Annotated in this window: 14 protein-coding genes and 2 tRNA genes; 13 read left to right on the top strand and 3 right to left on the bottom strand. The window is 48.2% G+C overall.

Going from position 1 to position 17,221, the window contains the following annotated elements; all coding sequences use genetic code 11:
* Window positions 1–2: 2 nt before the first annotated feature.
* From LKE53_05130 to LKE53_05095, 8 genes are all read left to right on the top strand, one after another.
* On the top strand, window positions 3–548 hold the full coding sequence (locus LKE53_05130; protein ID MCH3972137.1) for an NADH peroxidase: 546 nt from the start codon (window positions 3–5) through the stop codon (window positions 546–548).
* A 131-nt stretch (window positions 549–679) separates the two neighbouring features.
* Window positions 680–1,798 (top strand): aminoacetone oxidase family FAD-binding enzyme, encoded by a 1,119-nt coding sequence (locus LKE53_05125; GenBank protein ID MCH3972136.1) that lies wholly within the window; start codon window positions 680–682, stop codon window positions 1,796–1,798.
* A complete protein-coding gene (locus LKE53_05120; protein ID MCH3972135.1) occupies window positions 1,795–3,399 on the top strand; it encodes a hypothetical protein in 1,605 nt (534 codons plus the stop codon). Before LKE53_05125 ends, LKE53_05120 begins: the two co-directional genes overlap by 4 nt.
* A 114-nt stretch (window positions 3,400–3,513) precedes the next feature.
* Window positions 3,514–3,587, top strand: a tRNA-Gln gene (locus LKE53_05115).
* Window positions 3,588–3,617: 30 nt separating this feature from the next.
* Window positions 3,618–3,694, top strand: a tRNA-Pro gene (locus tag LKE53_05110).
* A 198-nt stretch (window positions 3,695–3,892) separates the two neighbouring features.
* The gene (locus tag LKE53_05105) at window positions 3,893–4,336 is read left to right on the top strand and encodes a MarR family transcriptional regulator (GenBank protein ID MCH3972134.1); all 444 of its coding nucleotides are present in this window, start codon (window positions 3,893–3,895) and stop codon (window positions 4,334–4,336) included.
* A 30-nt stretch (window positions 4,337–4,366) separates the two neighbouring features.
* On the top strand, window positions 4,367–6,118 hold the full coding sequence (locus LKE53_05100; GenBank protein MCH3972133.1) for an ABC transporter ATP-binding protein/permease: 1,752 nt from the start codon (window positions 4,367–4,369) through the stop codon (window positions 6,116–6,118).
* Window positions 6,111–8,033 carry an ABC transporter ATP-binding protein/permease gene (locus LKE53_05095; GenBank protein ID MCH3972132.1) on the top strand — a complete coding sequence of 641 codons (1,923 nt, stop codon included), beginning with the start codon at window positions 6,111–6,113 and terminating at the stop codon, window positions 8,031–8,033. The genes LKE53_05100 and LKE53_05095 overlap by 8 nt, the downstream gene beginning before the upstream one ends.
* Before the next feature lie 150 nt (window positions 8,034–8,183).
* On the opposite strand, the gene LKE53_05090 is transcribed toward LKE53_05095, so the two are convergent.
* Entirely contained in the window at window positions 8,184–9,533 is a 1,350-nt protein-coding gene (locus LKE53_05090) for an MATE family efflux transporter (GenBank protein ID MCH3972131.1), read from the bottom strand.
* Between the two features lie 314 nt (window positions 9,534–9,847).
* Between LKE53_05090 and LKE53_05085 the strand changes: the two genes are divergently transcribed.
* Both LKE53_05085 and LKE53_05080 read left to right on the top strand, forming a co-directional pair.
* Window positions 9,848–11,239, top strand: a complete 1,392-nt coding sequence (locus LKE53_05085) for an MATE family efflux transporter (protein MCH3972130.1) — start codon at window positions 9,848–9,850, stop codon at window positions 11,237–11,239.
* Complete coding sequence (locus tag LKE53_05080) at window positions 11,236–11,829, top strand: cytidylate kinase-like family protein (protein MCH3972129.1); 594 nt, start codon at window positions 11,236–11,238, stop codon at window positions 11,827–11,829. The genes LKE53_05085 and LKE53_05080 overlap by 4 nt, the downstream gene beginning before the upstream one ends.
* An 85-nt stretch (window positions 11,830–11,914) precedes the next feature.
* Here the strand turns inward: LKE53_05080 and LKE53_05075 are convergent, their stop codons facing one another.
* Both LKE53_05075 and LKE53_05070 read right to left on the bottom strand, forming a co-directional pair.
* Window positions 11,915–12,475 carry a chromate transporter gene (locus LKE53_05075; protein ID MCH3972128.1) on the bottom strand — a complete coding sequence of 187 codons (561 nt, stop codon included), beginning with the start codon at window positions 12,473–12,475 and terminating at the stop codon, window positions 11,915–11,917.
* The gene (locus LKE53_05070) at window positions 12,472–13,047 is read right to left on the bottom strand and encodes a chromate transporter (protein ID MCH3972127.1); all 576 of its coding nucleotides are present in this window, start codon (window positions 13,045–13,047) and stop codon (window positions 12,472–12,474) included. The genes LKE53_05075 and LKE53_05070 overlap by 4 nt, the downstream gene beginning before the upstream one ends.
* Before the next feature lie 109 nt (window positions 13,048–13,156).
* Here LKE53_05070 and LKE53_05065 point away from each other — a divergent pair, with 109 nt between their 5' ends.
* The 3 genes from LKE53_05065 to LKE53_05055 all read left to right on the top strand — a co-directional run bounded on the left by LKE53_05065 (window position 13,157) and on the right by LKE53_05055 (window position 17,192).
* Window positions 13,157–14,020 carry a LysR family transcriptional regulator gene (locus LKE53_05065; protein ID MCH3972126.1) on the top strand — a complete coding sequence of 288 codons (864 nt, stop codon included), beginning with the start codon at window positions 13,157–13,159 and terminating at the stop codon, window positions 14,018–14,020.
* A gap of 72 nt (window positions 14,021–14,092) precedes the next feature.
* Window positions 14,093–15,634, top strand: a complete 1,542-nt coding sequence (locus LKE53_05060) for an alpha-amylase family glycosyl hydrolase (GenBank protein MCH3972125.1) — start codon at window positions 14,093–14,095, stop codon at window positions 15,632–15,634.
* Window positions 15,635–15,872: 238 nt separating this feature from the next.
* Window positions 15,873–17,192, top strand: coding sequence for an MATE family efflux transporter (locus LKE53_05055; GenBank protein MCH3972124.1), 1,320 nt, complete (start codon window positions 15,873–15,875; stop codon window positions 17,190–17,192).
* The last annotated feature ends 29 nt before the right edge of the window (window positions 17,193–17,221 follow it).

Raw genomic sequence — 17,221 nt, 5'->3', positions numbered from 1 at the left:
ATATGAAAAAATGGGTTTGCTCTGTATGTGGTTATGTGTACGAAGGGGACCAGCCGCCCGAGAAATGCCCGCAGTGCGGTGCACCTGCCAGCAAGTTTAAAGAGCAGGTTGAGACAGCAGGCTTTGCCTGTGAGCACGAAATCGGCGTTGCACAGGGCTGCGACCCTGAAGTATACCAGGGCCTGAAAGACAACTTTAATGGCGAGTGCAGCGAAGTCGGTATGTACCTTGCAATGAGCCGCCAGGCGGATCGCGAGGGTTACCCGGAAATCGCTGAAGCTTATAAGCGCTATGCTTTTGAGGAAGCCGAGCATGCTTCTAAGTTTGCAGAACTGCTGGGCGAAGTTGTCACAAAGAGCACCAAGAAAAATCTGGAGATGCGTGCTGAGGCAGAGGCTGGCGCATGTGCAGGTAAACTTGCACTTGCTAAAAAGGCGAAAGCCCTTAATTATGATGCAATTCATGATACCGTACATGAAATGGCAAAAGACGAGGCTCGCCATGGCTGCGGCTTCAAGGGTTTGCTCAAGCGCTATTTTGGTGAATAATTCTTAAGATCCTCTCAAATCTGTCCCGGCTGCAAATGTGGCTGGGGCAGATTTTTGCTGTCTGCATACAGCAAAATTTGCATTTTTACAGCGGATTGTTTACAATAAGTGAAAGGAAAGGGGGAAGTGCTTTGCCAAAATATACATTGGCTGTGGTAGGCGGCGGTGCTTCTGGGCTGTTGGGCGCCGTGCGTGCGGCAGAGCTGCTGGGCGGCGCTAATGTTGTAGTATTGGAGGCAGCTGCCCGTGTTGGCAAAAAGCTGCTTGCTACTGGCAACGGCCGCTGCAATTTAACGAATATGGGAGTCTCTGTACAGCACTATCACGGCGACTCCGCTCAGGCAGAGCAGTTGCTGCAGGCATTTCCGCCTAAGCGGATATTGGCCTACTTTCAGCATTTGGGCCTTTTGTGCCGTGAGCAGACTGAGGGCAGAGTATATCCCTATAGCCTGCAGGCTTCCTCGGTTTTAAATATTCTTCGCTCTCATTTGCAGAGCTGCGGCGTGGAAGAACGCTGTGATTTTACGGTGCAGACAATTCGCCGTACCCCAAATGGCTTTCTTTTGCACGCACAGGATGGGTCCTCTGTCTGTGCTCAGTTCGTTCTGCTCAGTACCGGCGGCATGGCACATGCAGGCACACAGAACGGCTATACGCTCGCAAAACAGCTTGGGCATACCATTACCCCATTAAAGCCAGCCCTGGCACCGGTGCAGGTAAAAGAAAACAAAACCATGCGTGCACTAAAGGGCGTGCGTGTGCCCGCGGCAGCTACGCTGCGGCACGGCGGAAAGACGGTTCGACAGACTTTTGGGGAAGTACAGTTTACCGAACGCGGCCTTTCTGGAATCTGTATTTTCGAGCTTTCACGCGATGCGGTCAGCGGTGATGTCCTTTCACTGGATTTAGTACCGGATTACAGTGTATCGGAATTGCGTAAAGCCACTGGCGGCCGCCTAGAGGGGGTCTTGCACAAAGCACTCGTACAGATTTGTCCTTTTGAAAAATGCAAAGATTTCTGTTTCACAGTTGACCATACTGCCGATTTCCGCCAGGCACAGGTTACGGCGGGCGGTGTTCCGCTTTCTCAGGTAGATGACAGCTGCGAAAGCCTGCGCTCGCCTGGGGCATGGCTGACAGGGGAACTGCTGAATTTAGATGGCGACTGCGGCGGCTTTAATCTGCACTGGGCATGGAGTACGGCACTGTGTGCGGCCAATGCAGTCTGGAAGAAGGCGCAGCGCTCATGATGTACCATGTTTCTGAAATTTCTTTGCCATTGCACAGTGCCGCCGGGGAACTGACGGCCCGCGCTGCAAAACGCCTGCGCATTAAAGAATCCGATATTGCGTCATGCAAACTCTATCGGCGCTCGGTAGATGCGCGCAAAAAAGACAGTGTCCATTTTATCTGTACTGCCGAAGTGGTGCTGCGGCAGGGAATGCAGATCAGAAAAACGGTTTTGCAGCGCGACCGGAAAATTCAGCAGGTTTCCGCTTATCAGTATCAGCTGCCGCAGAGCAGGCCGCTGCCGCTGCGCCCAATCGTCGCGGGCTTTGGGCCGGCCGGCTTGTTTGCTGCTCTTACCTTGGCACAGGCAGGCCAGAAGCCCATTGTCCTGGAGCGCGGTGCCCCGGTAGAGGAGCGCAAAAAAGAGGTACAGCATTTTTGGCAGACAGGTGTATTGAATCCGGACTCTAATGTACAGTTTGGTGAGGGCGGCGCTGGCACTTTTTCGGACGGCAAGTTGACGACCGGCACGAAAAATCCGCGTATTCGCCATGCACTCGAAACGTTTGTGCAGGCCGGTGCGCCCGACTGCATTTTGTGGGAGGCAAAGCCGCATATCGGCACAGATCGCCTGCCCGGTGCCGTCCGCAGCATTCGGGAAAAAATCATCTCTTTAGGTGGTGAGGTGCGTTTTCATTCTGTACTGGAAAATATTAAAATGCAGAATGGAGGTCTGCAGGCAGTTACTGTGCGGCAAAACGGCGCAGCTTATGATCTGCCCTGCCGCCACTTGATTTTAGCGGTTGGCCACAGTGCGCGGGATACGTTTCAGATGCTTTTGCAAAAAGGGCTGAAAATGCAGCAAAAACCGTTTGCAGTCGGCGTACGCATAGAGCATCTGCAGAAACGGATCGACGAAGCGCTGTATGGCTCCTTTGCCGGAGACCCGGCTTTGGGTGCAGCCAGCTATAAATTGGCTGCGCATTTGCCCGATGGCCGCGGTGTCTACACCTTTTGTATGTGCCCAGGTGGAACGGTTGTTCCAGCTGCAAGTGAGGTGGGGCGGCTTGCCACAAATGGCATGAGTGCTTTTGCGCGCGACGGGGAAAATGCGAACGCGGCTTTACTGGTTGGTTTAGCGCCGGAAGATTTTGGAAGTACAGATCCGCTTGCAGGAATTGCGCTGCAGCGTATGCTGGAAACCCGCGCTTTTCGTGCGGGCGCAGGTGGGTATTTTGCACCTGTGCAGCGTTTAGGTGACTTTTTAGAGGGCACGCCCAGTACTGGCTGCGGCAGTATACACCCGACTTACAGCCGCGGGGTCACTTATACGGACCTGCACCTGTGTCTGCCGCGCTTTTTGACTGATGCATTGGAGCAGGGTGTCAGCAAACTTGCCCCGCGCCTTTCCGGCTTTGATGACCCCGATGCGCTATTGACAGCTGTTGAAAGCCGCTCTTCTTCGCCTGTGCGCATTGTGCGCACAGAAAGACTGACAGCAGCGGGAACATCCGGCCTTTACCCCTGTGGGGAGGGTGCCGGCTATGCGGGCGGCATTGTGTCTGCTGCCGTTGATGGCATTCGCTGTGCTGAGGCTGTGCTGCAGGATTCCCTTTTGTAATTCGCGCGAGGGGATGAATCCCAAAAAATTATGAAAAAAGGCTTGACATTTACCGCCAATTTGATATAATAATACACGTTGCTTCACTTAATGATTTTAAGCGGCAACGGATATTGCGGAATTGTGTAAAGGTAGCACGACAGACTCTGACTCTGTTTGTGAGGGTTCGAATCCTTCTTCCGCAACCAAATTGTGGCCCCGGCTGGGGCTTTCTTTTACGAGGTGTGGCTCAGCTTGGTAGAGCGCTACGTTCGGGACGTAGAAGTCGCTGGTTCGAATCCAGTCACCTCGACCATAAAGTAATCGCATTAGATAGCCGTTTAGAGGCTGTTTAATGCGATTTTTTATACTGCTTTTTACAAAGCTGCCGGTGCGCTGTGCGGGTGCGCATTAGGAGAGACCCTTTCTATCCCTGTTGACAAAGAGTAAGTTTTACGGTAAAATATGTTTTACATAAAACAGTTCTATATAGAACAATAAGAAAGGAGATCACATGGCTGTTTATCAGATCGGGTATAAACTACGTGTACTCAACAATCTTATCAAGCGCTACTTTGATTTTTCATCCCATAAAAATCAAATTGAAAAAGTAACTGGAAACAACGGCTGTATTATTGGCTTTTTAGCTGAAAGTGAGGCACACGGCAGAGAGGTCTTTCAAAAAGATATTGAAGAGCACTTTCATATTACGCGTTCCACGGTATCCAATGTGCTGAGCTTGATGGAGCGAAAAGGGCTGATTGAGCGGCAGTCGGTTCCCAGAGATGCGCGCCTGAAAAAAATCGTTTTGACGCAGAAAGCAGAGCCGTACAAAAATTTTATGCGCGAAGACGAGCAGAAGATGAACGAGCTCTTGACAAAAGGTTTTTCTGATGAAGAGCTGCAGACGCTTTGTGATTATATCGAGCGAATGAAAAAAAATATTTCCCAGGAATAAATGTCAGTGCAGGAAGGTATGGTGATGTGCATGATAAAAAAACTTATGGGTAGTATTCGCGAGTATAAAAAAGACTCTTTATTGACGCCTGTGTTTGTTATTATCGAAGCAGTCTTGGAGATTGTCATTCCTACGTTAATGGCTTACCTGATTGACTATGGAATTAACCAAAAGAACATGCCGTATATTTTAAAGATGGGGTTCATCCTTGTTCTGTGCGCTGCAATTTCACTGGTCTTTGGCGCACTTGCCGGTAAGACGTCTGCTGTGGCGTCGGCTGGCTTTGCAAAAAATCTGCGGCATGACATTTACTATCATATTCAGGGATTTTCCTTCTCGAATATTGATAAATTCTCTACAGCAAGCATTGTTACACGCCTGACAACGGATATCACCAATGTGCAGAACGCCTATATGATGATTATTCGTACGGCAATCCGTAGCCCAGTTATTATGATCTGTGCCTTAATTATGGCTTTTCGCATCAGCCACAGCATTTCAACTGTCTTTTTTGTGATTATTCCGGTGCTGGGCTTCGGGCTGTTTTTTATTGCGGCTTATGTACATCCAATTTTCCGCCGCGTATTTAAAAAATATGATCATTTAAACAGTGTCGTTGAAGAAAACCTGCATGGAATCCGCGTTGTCAAGTCTTTTACCCGCGAAGACCATGAGGAAAAGAAATTCGGAAAAATATCACAGAAAATCTATGAAGATTTTACTAAAGCCGAGGGGATTCTCGCTTACAACATGCCTTTAATGCAAACCTGCGTTTATGCGGCAATGATTTTGATTTCCTGGTTTAGTGCACAGGCTATTGTAGGCAGCGGAAACAACCCCGCCATCGGTTTGACGACCGGCGACCTGACTGGCCTCATTACCTACACCATGCAGATTATGATGAGCCTGATGATGCTTTCCATGGTCTTTGTCATGATTATTATGTCGCGTGCTTCTGCAGAGCGCATTGTCGAAGTACTGAATGAAAAAAGCAGCCTTACTAACTGCGAAACTCCTGCTGATGTTGTTCCAGATGGTTCTGTCTCTTTTGAAAATGTTTCATTTTCCTATTCCCGTAAAGCGGGAAAGCCGGTTTTGCAGGATATCAATCTCTCAATACAGTCCGGCCAGACCGTGGGCATTATCGGCGGCACCGGATCCTCTAAAACCAGTTTGGTACAGCTGATTCCCCGCTTGTATGACGTGACTTCCGGTCGTGTGACGGTCGGCGGAAAAGATGTACGCAAATATGATTTAAAAACGCTTCGCGACCAGGTAGGTATGGTTTTGCAGAAAAACGTTTTGTTTTCCGGCACAATTAAAGAAAATCTGCGCTGGGGCGATGCGAATGCAACCGATGAAGAGCTGGTGCATGCCTGCAAACTTGCCCAGGCAGATGGCTTTATTCGTGAGTTTCCGGATGGATATGACACTTATATTGACCAGGGCGGCACCAACGTTTCCGGCGGGCAGAAACAGCGCCTGTGCATTGCCCGTGCTTTGCTCAAAAAGCCGAAGATCCTGATTCTGGACGACTCGACCAGTGCAGTCGATACTAAAACAGACGCACTCATTCGCACCGCGTTCCGTGAAGAAATTCCAAATACAACAAAGATTGTAATTGCACAGCGCATTGCCTCTGTTGAGGAAGCGGATAAAATCGTCGTGCTGGATGACGGCCATATTACCGCTGTGGGTACTCATGATGAGCTCTTGCGCACCAGCAACATTTACCGGGAAGTGTATGAATCCCAGATGAAAGGGGGAAGCAAAGATGCGTAGAAAAACAGATGCAAAACCTGCAGGAAAAGCTGCACGCAGCAGCATTCGCCCCGGCACCATCAAGCGCCTGCTGTCGTTTATGGCAAAGTATAAAGTGCAGCTGGTCCTTGTGGTTATCTGTATTCTTATCAGCGCGGCGGTAAGCGCGCTTTCCTCTTTGTTTTTACAGACACTGATTGACCATTATATCATGCCGCTGCTTGGGCAAAAGAACCCGCAGTTTTCAGGCCTTATCCATATTTTAATGATTATGGCGATCATTTATCTGGTTGGTGTACTTGCTACTTTATTTTACAATAAAGCAATGGTAAAAGTTGCACAGGGTACTTTAAAGAATATTCGTGATGAAATGTTTGCACACATGCAGACTTTGCCGCTGCGTTATTTTGATACGCATACACATGGCGATGTGATGAGCTACTACACCAATGATACAGATACCCTGCGCCAGATGATTTCACAAAGCCTGCCGCAGATTTTTTCTTCGATTGTGACGATCATTTCTGTTTTTATTTCTATGCTTTATTTGAGCGTAGGCCTGACAGCATTTGTTGTGGTATTTTCTTTTCTACTGCTGAAAACGATTCGCAAAATCGTTCAGAAGAGCAGCGTTCATTTTGTGCGTCAACAGAATTCATTGGCAGATGTTGATGGATATATTGAAGAAAGCATCAATGGGCAGAAAGTCATTAAGGTGTTTTGTCATGAAAGTGCAGCCGAAAAAGAGTTTGACCAGCGCAACGAGCAGCTCTTTGACAGTTCCGCCAAAGCAAATACTTTTTCAAATATCACTATGCCGGTTGTCAACAACCTTGGCTATCTGCTGTATGCGCTTTTGGCCATTGTTGGCGGTGCGGCGGGCATTGCGGGAATTGCTAATCTTTCGCTTGCAGGGGTAAATGTGCTGACCCTTGGCACCATTGTTGCATTTTTAACTCTTTCCCGCAGCTTTATCAACCCCATGGGGCAGGTCTCTATGCAGTTTAATATGGTTGTCATGGCACTTGCCGGTGCCTCCCGCATCTTTGCCTTTTTGGATGAAAAGAGCGAGACCGACCACGGCTATGTGACCCTGGTGAATGCCAAAGAGAACAATGGGAAAATTACAGAATGTCCGGAGAGAACAGATGTATGGGCATGGAAGCATCCGCACGGTGATGGCACCCTTACCTATACAAAAATGCAGGGCAAAATTGTCTTTGACCATGTCGACTTTGGCTATGAAGAAAACAAAACTGTTTTGCATGATATTACGCTGTATGCAGAACCCGGGCAAAAAGTAGCGTTGGTTGGCGCTACGGGTGCAGGAAAAACGACGATTACCAACCTTATCAATCGGTTTTATGATATTGCAGACGGCAAAATCCGATACGATGATATCAATATCAATAAAATTTGCAAGCCGGATTTGCGCCGCTCTTTGGGCGTCGTTTTACAGGAAGTAAATCTGTTTACGGGAACTGTTCTGGACAATATCCGTTATGGCAAACTGGATGCTACAGATGAAGAGTGCATTGCCGCAGCCAAACTTGCAAATGCGGATGGCTTTATTCGTATGCTGCCAGAGGGCTACCAAACTGTTTTGCAGGGCGACGGCAGCGGGCTTTCGCAGGGTCAGCGCCAGCTTGTTTCCATTGCACGCGCTGCAGTTGCTGACCCGCCAGTCATGATTTTGGACGAAGCAACTTCCTCCATAGATACCCGCACCGAGTCAATTGTGCAGCACGGCATGGATGCACTGATGAAAGGCCGCACCGTCTTTGTCATTGCGCACCGCCTGTCCACTGTGCGCAATTCTGATGTGATTATGGTGCTGGACCACGGCCGCATTATCGAGCGCGGCAGCCATGACCAGTTGATTGCGAAAAAGGGCAAATATTATCAGCTGTATACCGGCGCTTTTGAGTTGGAGTAAGGCCTTTACAAAATCATTTTTACAAAATTAGGAGCAGCCTCTTTCTGATAAATGCGGAAAAGGGGCTGCTCTTTTTGCAGTTTAGTATTCTATTCCATTTTTATGACATGTCAGCGGGGGGGATCCGGACCTTGATGCAGGCTGTAAAGCCTAAATGCCAGTTCTCTTTCCGCTCAGCGGTCTGTGCTGGTAGAACCAAACGGAAAATCCTGCCGCTGCGGCTTCTGAAATCCACATGGCGTACCAAGCGCTGCCAAGACCAAACCAGCGAGAAAACGCATAAATGAGTGGTACCAAAAGTACGACCTGCCGCAGTGCTGTGGCAATCATGTTGACTATGGCGTTTCCAAGGCCCGAAAAATAGTAGCCAATGGAAACTGTCACGCCGGTCAAAACAAATACCGGGGCGATAATGCGCAGCGCCGGCACGCCAATTTTCTGCATAGCTGTTCCTGCCGAAAACAGAATGAGCAGCTGACGTGGGAAAAGCATAAACACAGTGGTACCTGCAGCCATGACACCGGCCGCTAGGCGCAGCACTGTGTAAAATGCCTGCTGCACACGCGCGTATTTTTGGGCGCCGTAATTGTACCCGACAATTGGCAGCAGACCCATTGCCAGCCCGTTAATCGGCATATATAAAAAGTTTTGCAGCTTATAGTATACGCCGAAAAAAGCAACTGCCGTGGAAGAAAACGGATATAAAATTTTGTTCATGCTGAAAACCATAATGCTGCCCATTGTTTGCGTTAGAATTGTCGGAATCCCGATTCTATAAATGCTGCCGAGAATTTTTCTGTCCGGTAAAAAATCCTTTCGCGTCGGGCGTATTTCAGTATTTTTGATTTGGTTAAAAAGCAGAGCAGCAGCGGCTGCCAGCCATTGACCAATTACAGTGGCGATGGCTGCGCCGCGAATACCTAGCTTCGGTACACCCAAGAGCCCGAAAATAAAAATCGGGTCTAATATCAGGTTGCAGACAGCACCGGAAAGCTGAGCTAGCATACTCAAAAATGTTTTTCCGGTCGCCTGCAGCGTACGTTCGCCGGTTGTTGCCAGAAAAAAGCCGCCGCTCAAAGACATGCAGATTTGCAGATAGCTGACAGCGTAGCCCAAAATTTGTTTGTTGGCTGTAAACAGGCTGAGAAACGGCCGTGCAAAGCAGAGACCGGCTGCCATAAAGAAAAGAGACCAGCAGATGGCGGCCAAAAATCCATTGCCCGCGATTCTATTTGCCGTTTTAGGCTGCTTTTTTCCGAGCGCCTGTGCAATTAGGGTGTTTATGCCCACGCCGGTGCCAACCGTGACAGCAATCATCAGCATCTGCACAGGGTAAGCCAGAGAAGTGGCCGTCAGCGCATCTTCATTCAGCCTTGAGACAAAAATGCCATCTACCAGATTGTATAAAGACTGTACCAGCATAGACACCATTAGCGGAATGGATACATTGCACACGAGCTTTGTGACAGGCATTGCGCCCAGTTTGTTTTCTTTTTTCATAGTGTATTCCCTAAAATTAAAGTGCAAAGTTTTCAATATAAACTAAAAAGATATATAAAAATTAATTTTTATATATCTTTATTCCATTTTAAAGCTTTTTGCTGTGTAAAACAAGCACATGGAGAAAAGAAAGAAGGCTTATGCCGAGCGGCAAAAATCAAACAAGCGGCAGATTGACCTTTGACTTTAAAAAAATGCAGTGCTAAAATAATAATTACCGAGTGGCAAAAAGCGTAAATCCAGGGAATGGATTTACGCTTTTTTGTTGTTTCGAGATACTTTGCTGCAAAGCAGAGAAAAGGAAGGAACAAAAGATGCAGCAGGACAAGACAGCAAGTAAAATGGCAGTTATGCCAGTAAAAAAATTGATGCTGACAACAGGAATCCCAATGATTATTTCTATGGCTTTGCAGGCCCTTTACAATATCATTGACAGTGCCTTTGTCGCCAATATGAAAAGTTCAGGTGAGGCAGCGCTGAATGCGCTGACGCTTGCGTTTCCGGTGCAGATGCTGATGGTTGCCATTGCAATCGGCACCGGTGTAGGCACCAATGCGCTGCTTGCAAAAAGCTTAGGGCAGGGCAAGCGGGAAAAAGCCGGCAGGGTAGCCGGAAACGCCATCTTTTTGGCGGTGGTTATCTATCTTGTGTTTCTGTTCTTTGGCCTCTTTGGGGTTCGGGGCTATATTTCTTCACAGACTAACAACACAAGGATTTTAAATATGGCAGTGGATTATCTGACTATCTGCTGTGTCATCTCTTTTGGCATTGTTTTCTTTTCTATTTTTGAAAAGCTCCTGCAGGCGACCGGCCGCTCTTTATACTCTACCATTGCGCAGGTTGCCGGTGCAGTTGCCAATATTGTATTAGACCCCATTATGATTTACGGTTTGTTTGGCTGCCCAGAGTTTGGTGTAAAAGGTGCGGCGTACGCGACGGTTATCGGCCAGATCCTTTCCTTTGCTTTGGCCTTTGTCTTTCATTTAAGATTCAACTGTGAGATTGGACATTCTGTAAAATACATGAAACCTTCCGGCGGCATTATCCGCGAAATTTATGAAATTGGCCTGCCGGCAATTATCGCGCAGGCTCTTATGGCGGTCATGACCTATGCGCTCAACCTAATTTTTGTGCAGATTGATGAGTCTGTTGTCACGGCGTATGGGCTTTATTATAAGATTCAGCAGTTCATTCTTTTTGCTGCGTTTGGTCTGCGGGATGCAATTACGCCGATTGTTTCTTTCAACTATGGCATGCGCAGTAAACAGCGAATAAAAGAAGGAATTCATTACGGCATGACTTTTACGCTTGCAATTATGGCGGTCGGGCTTGCAGCACTGGAAATTTTCGCGGTTCCGTTTTCAAAATGCTTCAGTCTATCTGGTACAACACAGGAATTGTGTATCAGTGCCATGCGCATTGTGTCACTCAGCTTTCTCTTTGCCGGGGCAAATGTCGCATTCCAGGGGATTTTTCAGGCCTTAGGCGGCGGTATTGAGTCGCTGATTATTTCAGTCTGCCGGCAGTTCTTGTTTGTTGTGCCGCTTGCGTGGACATTTTCACGGGTCGCCATTTCATTTCCACAGAATACATGGCTCGTTTGGACAACTTTCCCAATTGCAGAGGGCGTTACCGTAATCATTGCAGTTTTCCTGATGAAGCGTATCGAAAAGACTAAAATAAGCCCAATGGAGGCAGCAGTATGAATAAACGAATTCTTACCATTAGCCGCGAGTTTGGCAGCGGCGGAAGATACCTTGGCGAAACAATGGCCAAAAGGTTGGGTATCGCGTATTACGATAAGGCAATCATTGCGAAAATTGCAGAAGAAACCGGCCTTGCAAAAGAGTTTATAGAGGAAAAAGGGGAGTATGCTCCCACAGCTAAAATCCCATTTGCCTATTCTCTTGTTGGCAGAAGTGCAGATGGTTCTTCTATCGAAGATTATTTGTATGCAGTGCAGCGCAAAATCATTTTAGAGGCGGCCGAAAAAGGCCCCTGCGTAATCATCGGCAGGAGCGCAAACGACATTCTTCGGGACCGCAGCGACTGCATCCATGTTTTTGTATGCGGCAATATGGAAGCGAAAATTGCGCGAATCCAAAATCTTTACCATAAAACAGAGGCAGAAGCTAAAAAGCTGATTCATGATACCGACAAAAAGCGCAGTATCAATTACCGCTATTACACTGAGCAGCAGTGGGGTTTGGCCAAAAATTATACGATTACCTTAAACAGCACCGAGATCGGTTTTGAAAAGTGCGCAGACATTTTGCAGCAGCTGTATCAGGCATAAAGCAATACCCGCTTTTCGGCAGGCACGTTTACAGTGCTTTCCCGAAAAGCGGGTGTTTTTAAATGGAGCTAAAAGCTGTTTTTGTTTACGCCGGGAAAAAAAGAATGCCAACCAGCGCAGACAAACCAATCCACACAATGGGGTGCAGACCCTTTGTCTTTTTAATACCGCGTGTTAGCACCAGCAGCGCTACCGCCAGCAAGATTGCACGCCAGTCAAAGACAGCGCGGCCCGTGTTTGTGTGCAGAATAGCGACTGCAGCGACCGACAGCCCAGAGGCGGCAATCAGGCCGGTAGAGGCGGGGCGCAGGCAGCGAAACACGCCATTTACATACTGATTATCGCGAAAGTTCTTTAAAAATGCTGCAATAATGATAATAATGATAATCGAAGGCGTGGTCAGGCCGATGGTCGCAGCCAGCGAGCCGGGAATGCCGGCTGTGGTAAAGCCAACGTAGGTTGCCATGTTGACGCCCATGGGGCCGGGCGTCGATTCCGATACAGCTACCATGTCTGCCAGCTGACTTTGCGTAAACCAGCCTGTTGCAGTGCCCAGCTTTGAAAGAAAGGGCAGGGTTGCCAGCCCACCGCCAACGGCGAAAAGCCCAATTTTAAAGAACTCGAAATAAAGGCGCAGAATAATCATTGCTTCGCCGCCTTCTTTCCGCTGTGATTTGCAAACAGCTGCAGCACAATTCCCAGTGCCATTGCACAGATGACAAACAATGTCGGCGAAAGATCGGTAAATAAGGAACCTGCAGTGACAACTAGAAAAATGACCAGCCCCAGTTTGCTCGTTACAGCACTTTTCCAAAGCTTTAGCACAGCATTAAATATCAGAATGCAGACACATACCCGGATTCCCGCAAAAGCTTTTTTCACCACCGGAATGTCGGCAAAGGTCGTAATCAACTTTGCCAAAGTAATGATGATGAGCAGCGAGGGAAAAACCACACCCAGCGTGGCAACAATGCCGCCCGCAATACCGTGGGTTTTGTACCCAATAAAAGTTGCTGTATTTACCGCAATAATTCCCGGTGTACACTGCCCAACTGCGAAATAATCCGCCAGTTCCTCTTCTGTAGCCCAGCCTTTGTTTTCTACAACTTCGCGCTGAAGGATCGGCAGCATGGCATAGCCGCCGCCAAATGTCATGACACCTACTTTTGCAAATGTCCAGAACAACTCCCCAAGTCTCACTTTTTCTTTTTCTGCCATGAAGAAGTCACCTCTTTCTTCTTATTAGGATAACACAAAACCATGTATATTGAAAATATTTAATTTATGTGTTATTTATATAATAATCATATAAAACGAAGGTGGCAGTATGGAACTGAAACAATTAGTCGATTTTGTGGCTGTGGTCGACCATGGCACCCTTACAGCGGCCGCGAAAGCACTGCATTTATCACAGCCGCCATTAAGCGTTCAGATTCACCTTTTAGAGCAGGAGCTGGGCTGTACTTTGTTTGACCGCAGTACGCGCCGCATGCAGCTGACCGAGGCGGGGCGCATGCTTTACGAAAGGGCTGCCGTTATTTTGGACCAGTGTGCTTCTGCACAGCGGGAAATGGCCGATTATCTTTCCGGCGGCACCGCGATTTTGCGTGTCGGGGCTGTTTCTTCCGTGTGCAGTACGCTTTTCCTTACCTGGATGACAGCCTTTTACAAAGAAAATCCCGGTATCCACTTTGAGGTTCAGGAGGGGAATACATATCAGCTGCTGGAGGCGGTACGTTCCGGCCAGTCAGAACTTGCCTTTGTGCGCACACCGTTTTCAGCGGCAGACCTTGCGTGCACCCGCCTGTGCAGCGAGCCGCTTTGTGCGGTTGCCAAGGCAGAAATGCTCCCGCAGGAAACCATTCGCTTTGCAGCGCTGTCCCAAAAGCAGCTGCTGCTTACACGCAGATGGGAAAATATTCTGCGGGACGCATTTCACAGAGAAAAGCTTGAGCCTCACATCTTCTGCTTAGTGGACGATACCCGCACAGTGCTGCGCATGGCAGAGGAGGGCCTCGGCGTTGGCATTGTGCCGCAGTCGGTGTTGCCTGCAAGCGGAGACTGCCGCGTACAGTCAGCTGTCCTGTGCCCAAAGATGTACAGCAAAATCTGCGCGGTAAACCGCCGCAGTCTGTATCTTTCGGCGGCGGCACAAAAATTCCTTGCTGTCGCAAAAGCTGCAGAAAAATAGAGGTTGCAATTTGGCGTATGAAAGTTTATGCTAAGACAATAAAAAACGAATGACTGGAAAAGGGGAAATAATATGCCAAAATGGCTTGATAACGCAATCTTTTACGAAATTTATCCGCAGTCTTATAAAGATACCAATGGCGACGGCATCGGCGACTTAAATGGAATTACCGAAAAGCTGGATTATATCAAAGATTTGGGCTGCAATGCGCTTTGGCTCAATCCATGCTTTTTGTCGCCTTTTTGTGACGCAGGCTATGATGTCGCGGATTACTGCCGTGTCGCGCCCCGCTATGGCAGCAATGATGATCTTTTTCATCTTTTCCGTGAGGCACACACCCGCGGTATGCATGTGATTTTGGATTTGGTTCCGGGGCATACATCCTATCAGCACCGGTGGTTTCAGGAGTCCATGAAAGCCGAGAAGAACCCTTTATCAGACCGCTATGTCTGGACCAACAGCGTATGGGAGGCACCAGACGGCATGGAGTGCCTGCGCGGCATCTCTCAGAGGGATGGCGCAGTGGCAGTCAATTTCTTTTCAACGCAGCCAGCGTTAAACTATGGCTTTTTGCACCCGGAAAAAGAGTGGCAGCAGCCGATGAATGCAGAGGGCCCCATGGCTACGCGTGCCGCAATAAAAGATGTCATGCGCTTTTGGCTGCGCGGAGGCTGCGATGGCTTCCGGGTAGATATGGCTGGTTCTCTTGTCAAGCACGATGATGCACAAAGCAGTGGTACAGTTGCCCTTTGGCAGGATTTCCGCCATTTTTTAGATCGTGAGTTTCCCGAGGCGGCCATGATTTCCGAGTGGGGAGAGCCGGACAAATCCCTGCGGGGCGGCTTTCACATGGACTTCCTGCTGCATTTTGGCCCGTCTCATTATAATGACCTGTTTCGCTGTGAACATCCGTATTTTTCAGCGGAAGGTAAGGGAGAAATTGCGGACTTTCTGGAAACCTATAACCAAAATTATGCCAAAACACACGGCGAGGGACTGATCTGCATCCCTTCCGGCAACCACGATATGGACCGCCTTGCGCGCCGGCTGACTCCCGAAGAAATGAAGATTGCCTTTGCGTTTTTGCTCTCTGTTCCAGGTGCACCTTTTATTTATTATGGCGATGAAATCGGTATGCGCTATGTAGAAAACCTCCGTTCGGTCGAGGGTGGATATGAGCGCACCGGCTCCCGCACACCGATGCAGTGGGACAGTACTCCGAATGCCGGATTTTCTACTGCCCCTGCTGAAAGATTGTATATTCCGCAGGACCCGGATAACAACCGTCCCACTGCATCGGCACAGCAGCAGGACAAGACTTCTCTTTACCATGAGGTCCGGCGTTTAATTTCGGTGCGCCTTTCGCACCCAGCTCTGCAGAGCCTTGCAAAAATTGAATTTTTCACAAAAGAAGGATATCCGCTGGTGTACCTGCGCACCGGCGAAACGGAAAAGATTCTGGTGCTGGTCAATCCCTCTGCAAAAAAGCAGACGGTGCAGCTTAGCTGTCCCTTTACCGTAAAAGAGCAGATTTACAGAAACGGCGGTACGGCGGCGCTTCATGGCAGCACTGCCGAGATTGATGGCTGCACAGCGGCATTCTTTACTGTGTAATTTTTTTCGCTGTACGCTGCCGTACAGAAATTACCCTCTGACAAGATGCCGGCAATTGCTTTTGGCAGTTGCCAGCATCGTTTTATGCGGGCAAAGGCGAAACCTGTAAAATGGGGTTGTAGTTCCTTACTTTAACTGGTAAAATAGAAGCTATGTGAAATTTAAAGTGGGAGAGACCAAATAACAAATGTCTTCAAATTTACAGACACAGGAAAACAGTAAGCGCGGAACAAAAAATATGACTGCCGGCGACCCTAAAAAGTTGATTATCAGCTTTGCAGTTCCTATTTTTCTGAGTCAGCTATTTCAGCAGCTGTACAATACAGCCGACTCGGTCATCGTGGGAAATTATCTGGGGAAAAATGCTTTGGCGGCAGTCAGTTCCTCCGGTACACTGATTTTTCTGTTGATTAGTTTTTTTACAGGAATGTCTATGGGCGCCGGTGTTGCTATATCTAAATATTTTGGTGCCGGGGACTATGAGCAAATGTCAAAGGCCATTCACACCAATATTGCATTTGGTTTGGTTTCTGGTATTCTGCTGACAATTTTCGGTGTTTGGGCAACTCCGACAATCCTGCGCTGGATGGGCACAGACCCGCAGGTTCTGCCGCAGTCGGTTACCTATTTCAGGTACTATTTCTGCGGTGCGCTTGCAATCGTTATGTACAATATTTGTACGAGCATCATGAACGCTGTAGGGGACAGCAAGCGCCCGCTTTACTATCTGATCTTTTCGTCTGTGTTAAATATCACTTTGGATTTGCTCTTTATTGCCGGTTTTCACCTGGGGGTCGGTTCCGCAGCTGTTGCAACGACCATTTCTCAGGCCGCCAGTGCTCTGCTGTGCCTTTTCCATTTGACTAGGAAAGGAACAATCTACCAAGTATCGCTGAAAAGAGTTAAATTTCATAAGGATATGCTGGGCGAGGTTATTCGGTACGGCCTGCCTACTGGCGTACAGAATTCCGTGATCGGTTTAGCAAATGTCATTGTACAGACTAATATCAATTCTTTTGGTGCGGATGCAATGGCAGGCTATGGCTCTTATGCAAAGATTGAGGGCTTTGCTTTTTTGCCGATTACCTGTTTTGCCATGGCACTTGCAACGTTTGTCAGCCAGAACTTAGGCGCCGGGAAACATGACCGCGCAAAAAGCGGCGCTAAATTCGGCATTCTTACATCAATTGTTTTAGCGGAAATTATCGGAGTCATTATCTTTACCCTTGCACCGCACTTAATTGGTTTGTTCAATCAGGACCCAAGTGTTGTGGCCTATGGTACAGCGCAGGCGCGTACAGAAGCGCTGTTTTTCTTTTTGCTTGCTTTTTCTCACTGCATTGCGGGCATTTGCCGCGGCGCGGGCAAGGCCGTGGTGCCTATGCTGATTATGCTCGGTATATGGTGCGTTTTCAGAATCCTTTACATTTCCATTGCCATGCGCATTTCTCACCAGATTACCCTGATCTTTTGGGCTTATCCAATTACATGGAGCATCAGTTCGGTTATCTACTTTATCTACTACAAGAAATCCGACTGGGTGCACGGACTCGATTGATTTACATAGAAAAAGAGGCCTTCGGCTTT

It is taken from the genome of Oscillospiraceae bacterium (assembly GCA_022483045.1).
Classification (GTDB): Bacteria; Bacillota; Clostridia; order Oscillospirales; family Acutalibacteraceae; genus Caproicibacterium.
This window is presented reverse-complemented; position numbering and strand designations above follow the sequence as displayed.

Excerpts from the sequence above, each read along its gene's own strand:
- LKE53_05130 (MCH3972137.1), top strand. The coding sequence starts at position 3 with ATGAAAAAATGGGTTTGCTCTGTATGTGGTTATGTGTACGAAGGGGAC.
- LKE53_05120 (MCH3972135.1), top strand. The coding sequence starts at position 1,795 with ATGATGTACCATGTTTCTGAAATTTCTTTGCCATTGCACAGTGCCGCC.
- LKE53_05105 (MCH3972134.1), top strand. The coding sequence starts at position 3,893 with ATGGCTGTTTATCAGATCGGGTATAAACTACGTGTACTCAACAATCTT.
- LKE53_05100 (MCH3972133.1), top strand. The coding sequence starts at position 4,367 with ATGATAAAAAAACTTATGGGTAGTATTCGCGAGTATAAAAAAGACTCT.
- LKE53_05095 (MCH3972132.1), top strand. The coding sequence starts at position 6,111 with ATGCGTAGAAAAACAGATGCAAAACCTGCAGGAAAAGCTGCACGCAGC.
- LKE53_05090 (MCH3972131.1), bottom strand. The coding sequence starts at position 9,533 with ATGAAAAAAGAAAACAAACTGGGCGCAATGCCTGTCACAAAGCTCGTG.
- LKE53_05085 (MCH3972130.1), top strand. The coding sequence starts at position 9,848 with ATGCAGCAGGACAAGACAGCAAGTAAAATGGCAGTTATGCCAGTAAAA.
- LKE53_05080 (MCH3972129.1), top strand. The coding sequence starts at position 11,236 with ATGAATAAACGAATTCTTACCATTAGCCGCGAGTTTGGCAGCGGCGGA.
- LKE53_05075 (MCH3972128.1), bottom strand. The coding sequence starts at position 12,475 with ATGATTATTCTGCGCCTTTATTTCGAGTTCTTTAAAATTGGGCTTTTC.
- LKE53_05070 (MCH3972127.1), bottom strand. The coding sequence starts at position 13,047 with ATGGCAGAAAAAGAAAAAGTGAGACTTGGGGAGTTGTTCTGGACATTT.
- LKE53_05065 (MCH3972126.1), top strand. The coding sequence starts at position 13,157 with ATGGAACTGAAACAATTAGTCGATTTTGTGGCTGTGGTCGACCATGGC.
- LKE53_05060 (MCH3972125.1), top strand. The coding sequence starts at position 14,093 with ATGCCAAAATGGCTTGATAACGCAATCTTTTACGAAATTTATCCGCAG.
- LKE53_05055 (MCH3972124.1), top strand. The coding sequence starts at position 15,873 with ATGACTGCCGGCGACCCTAAAAAGTTGATTATCAGCTTTGCAGTTCCT.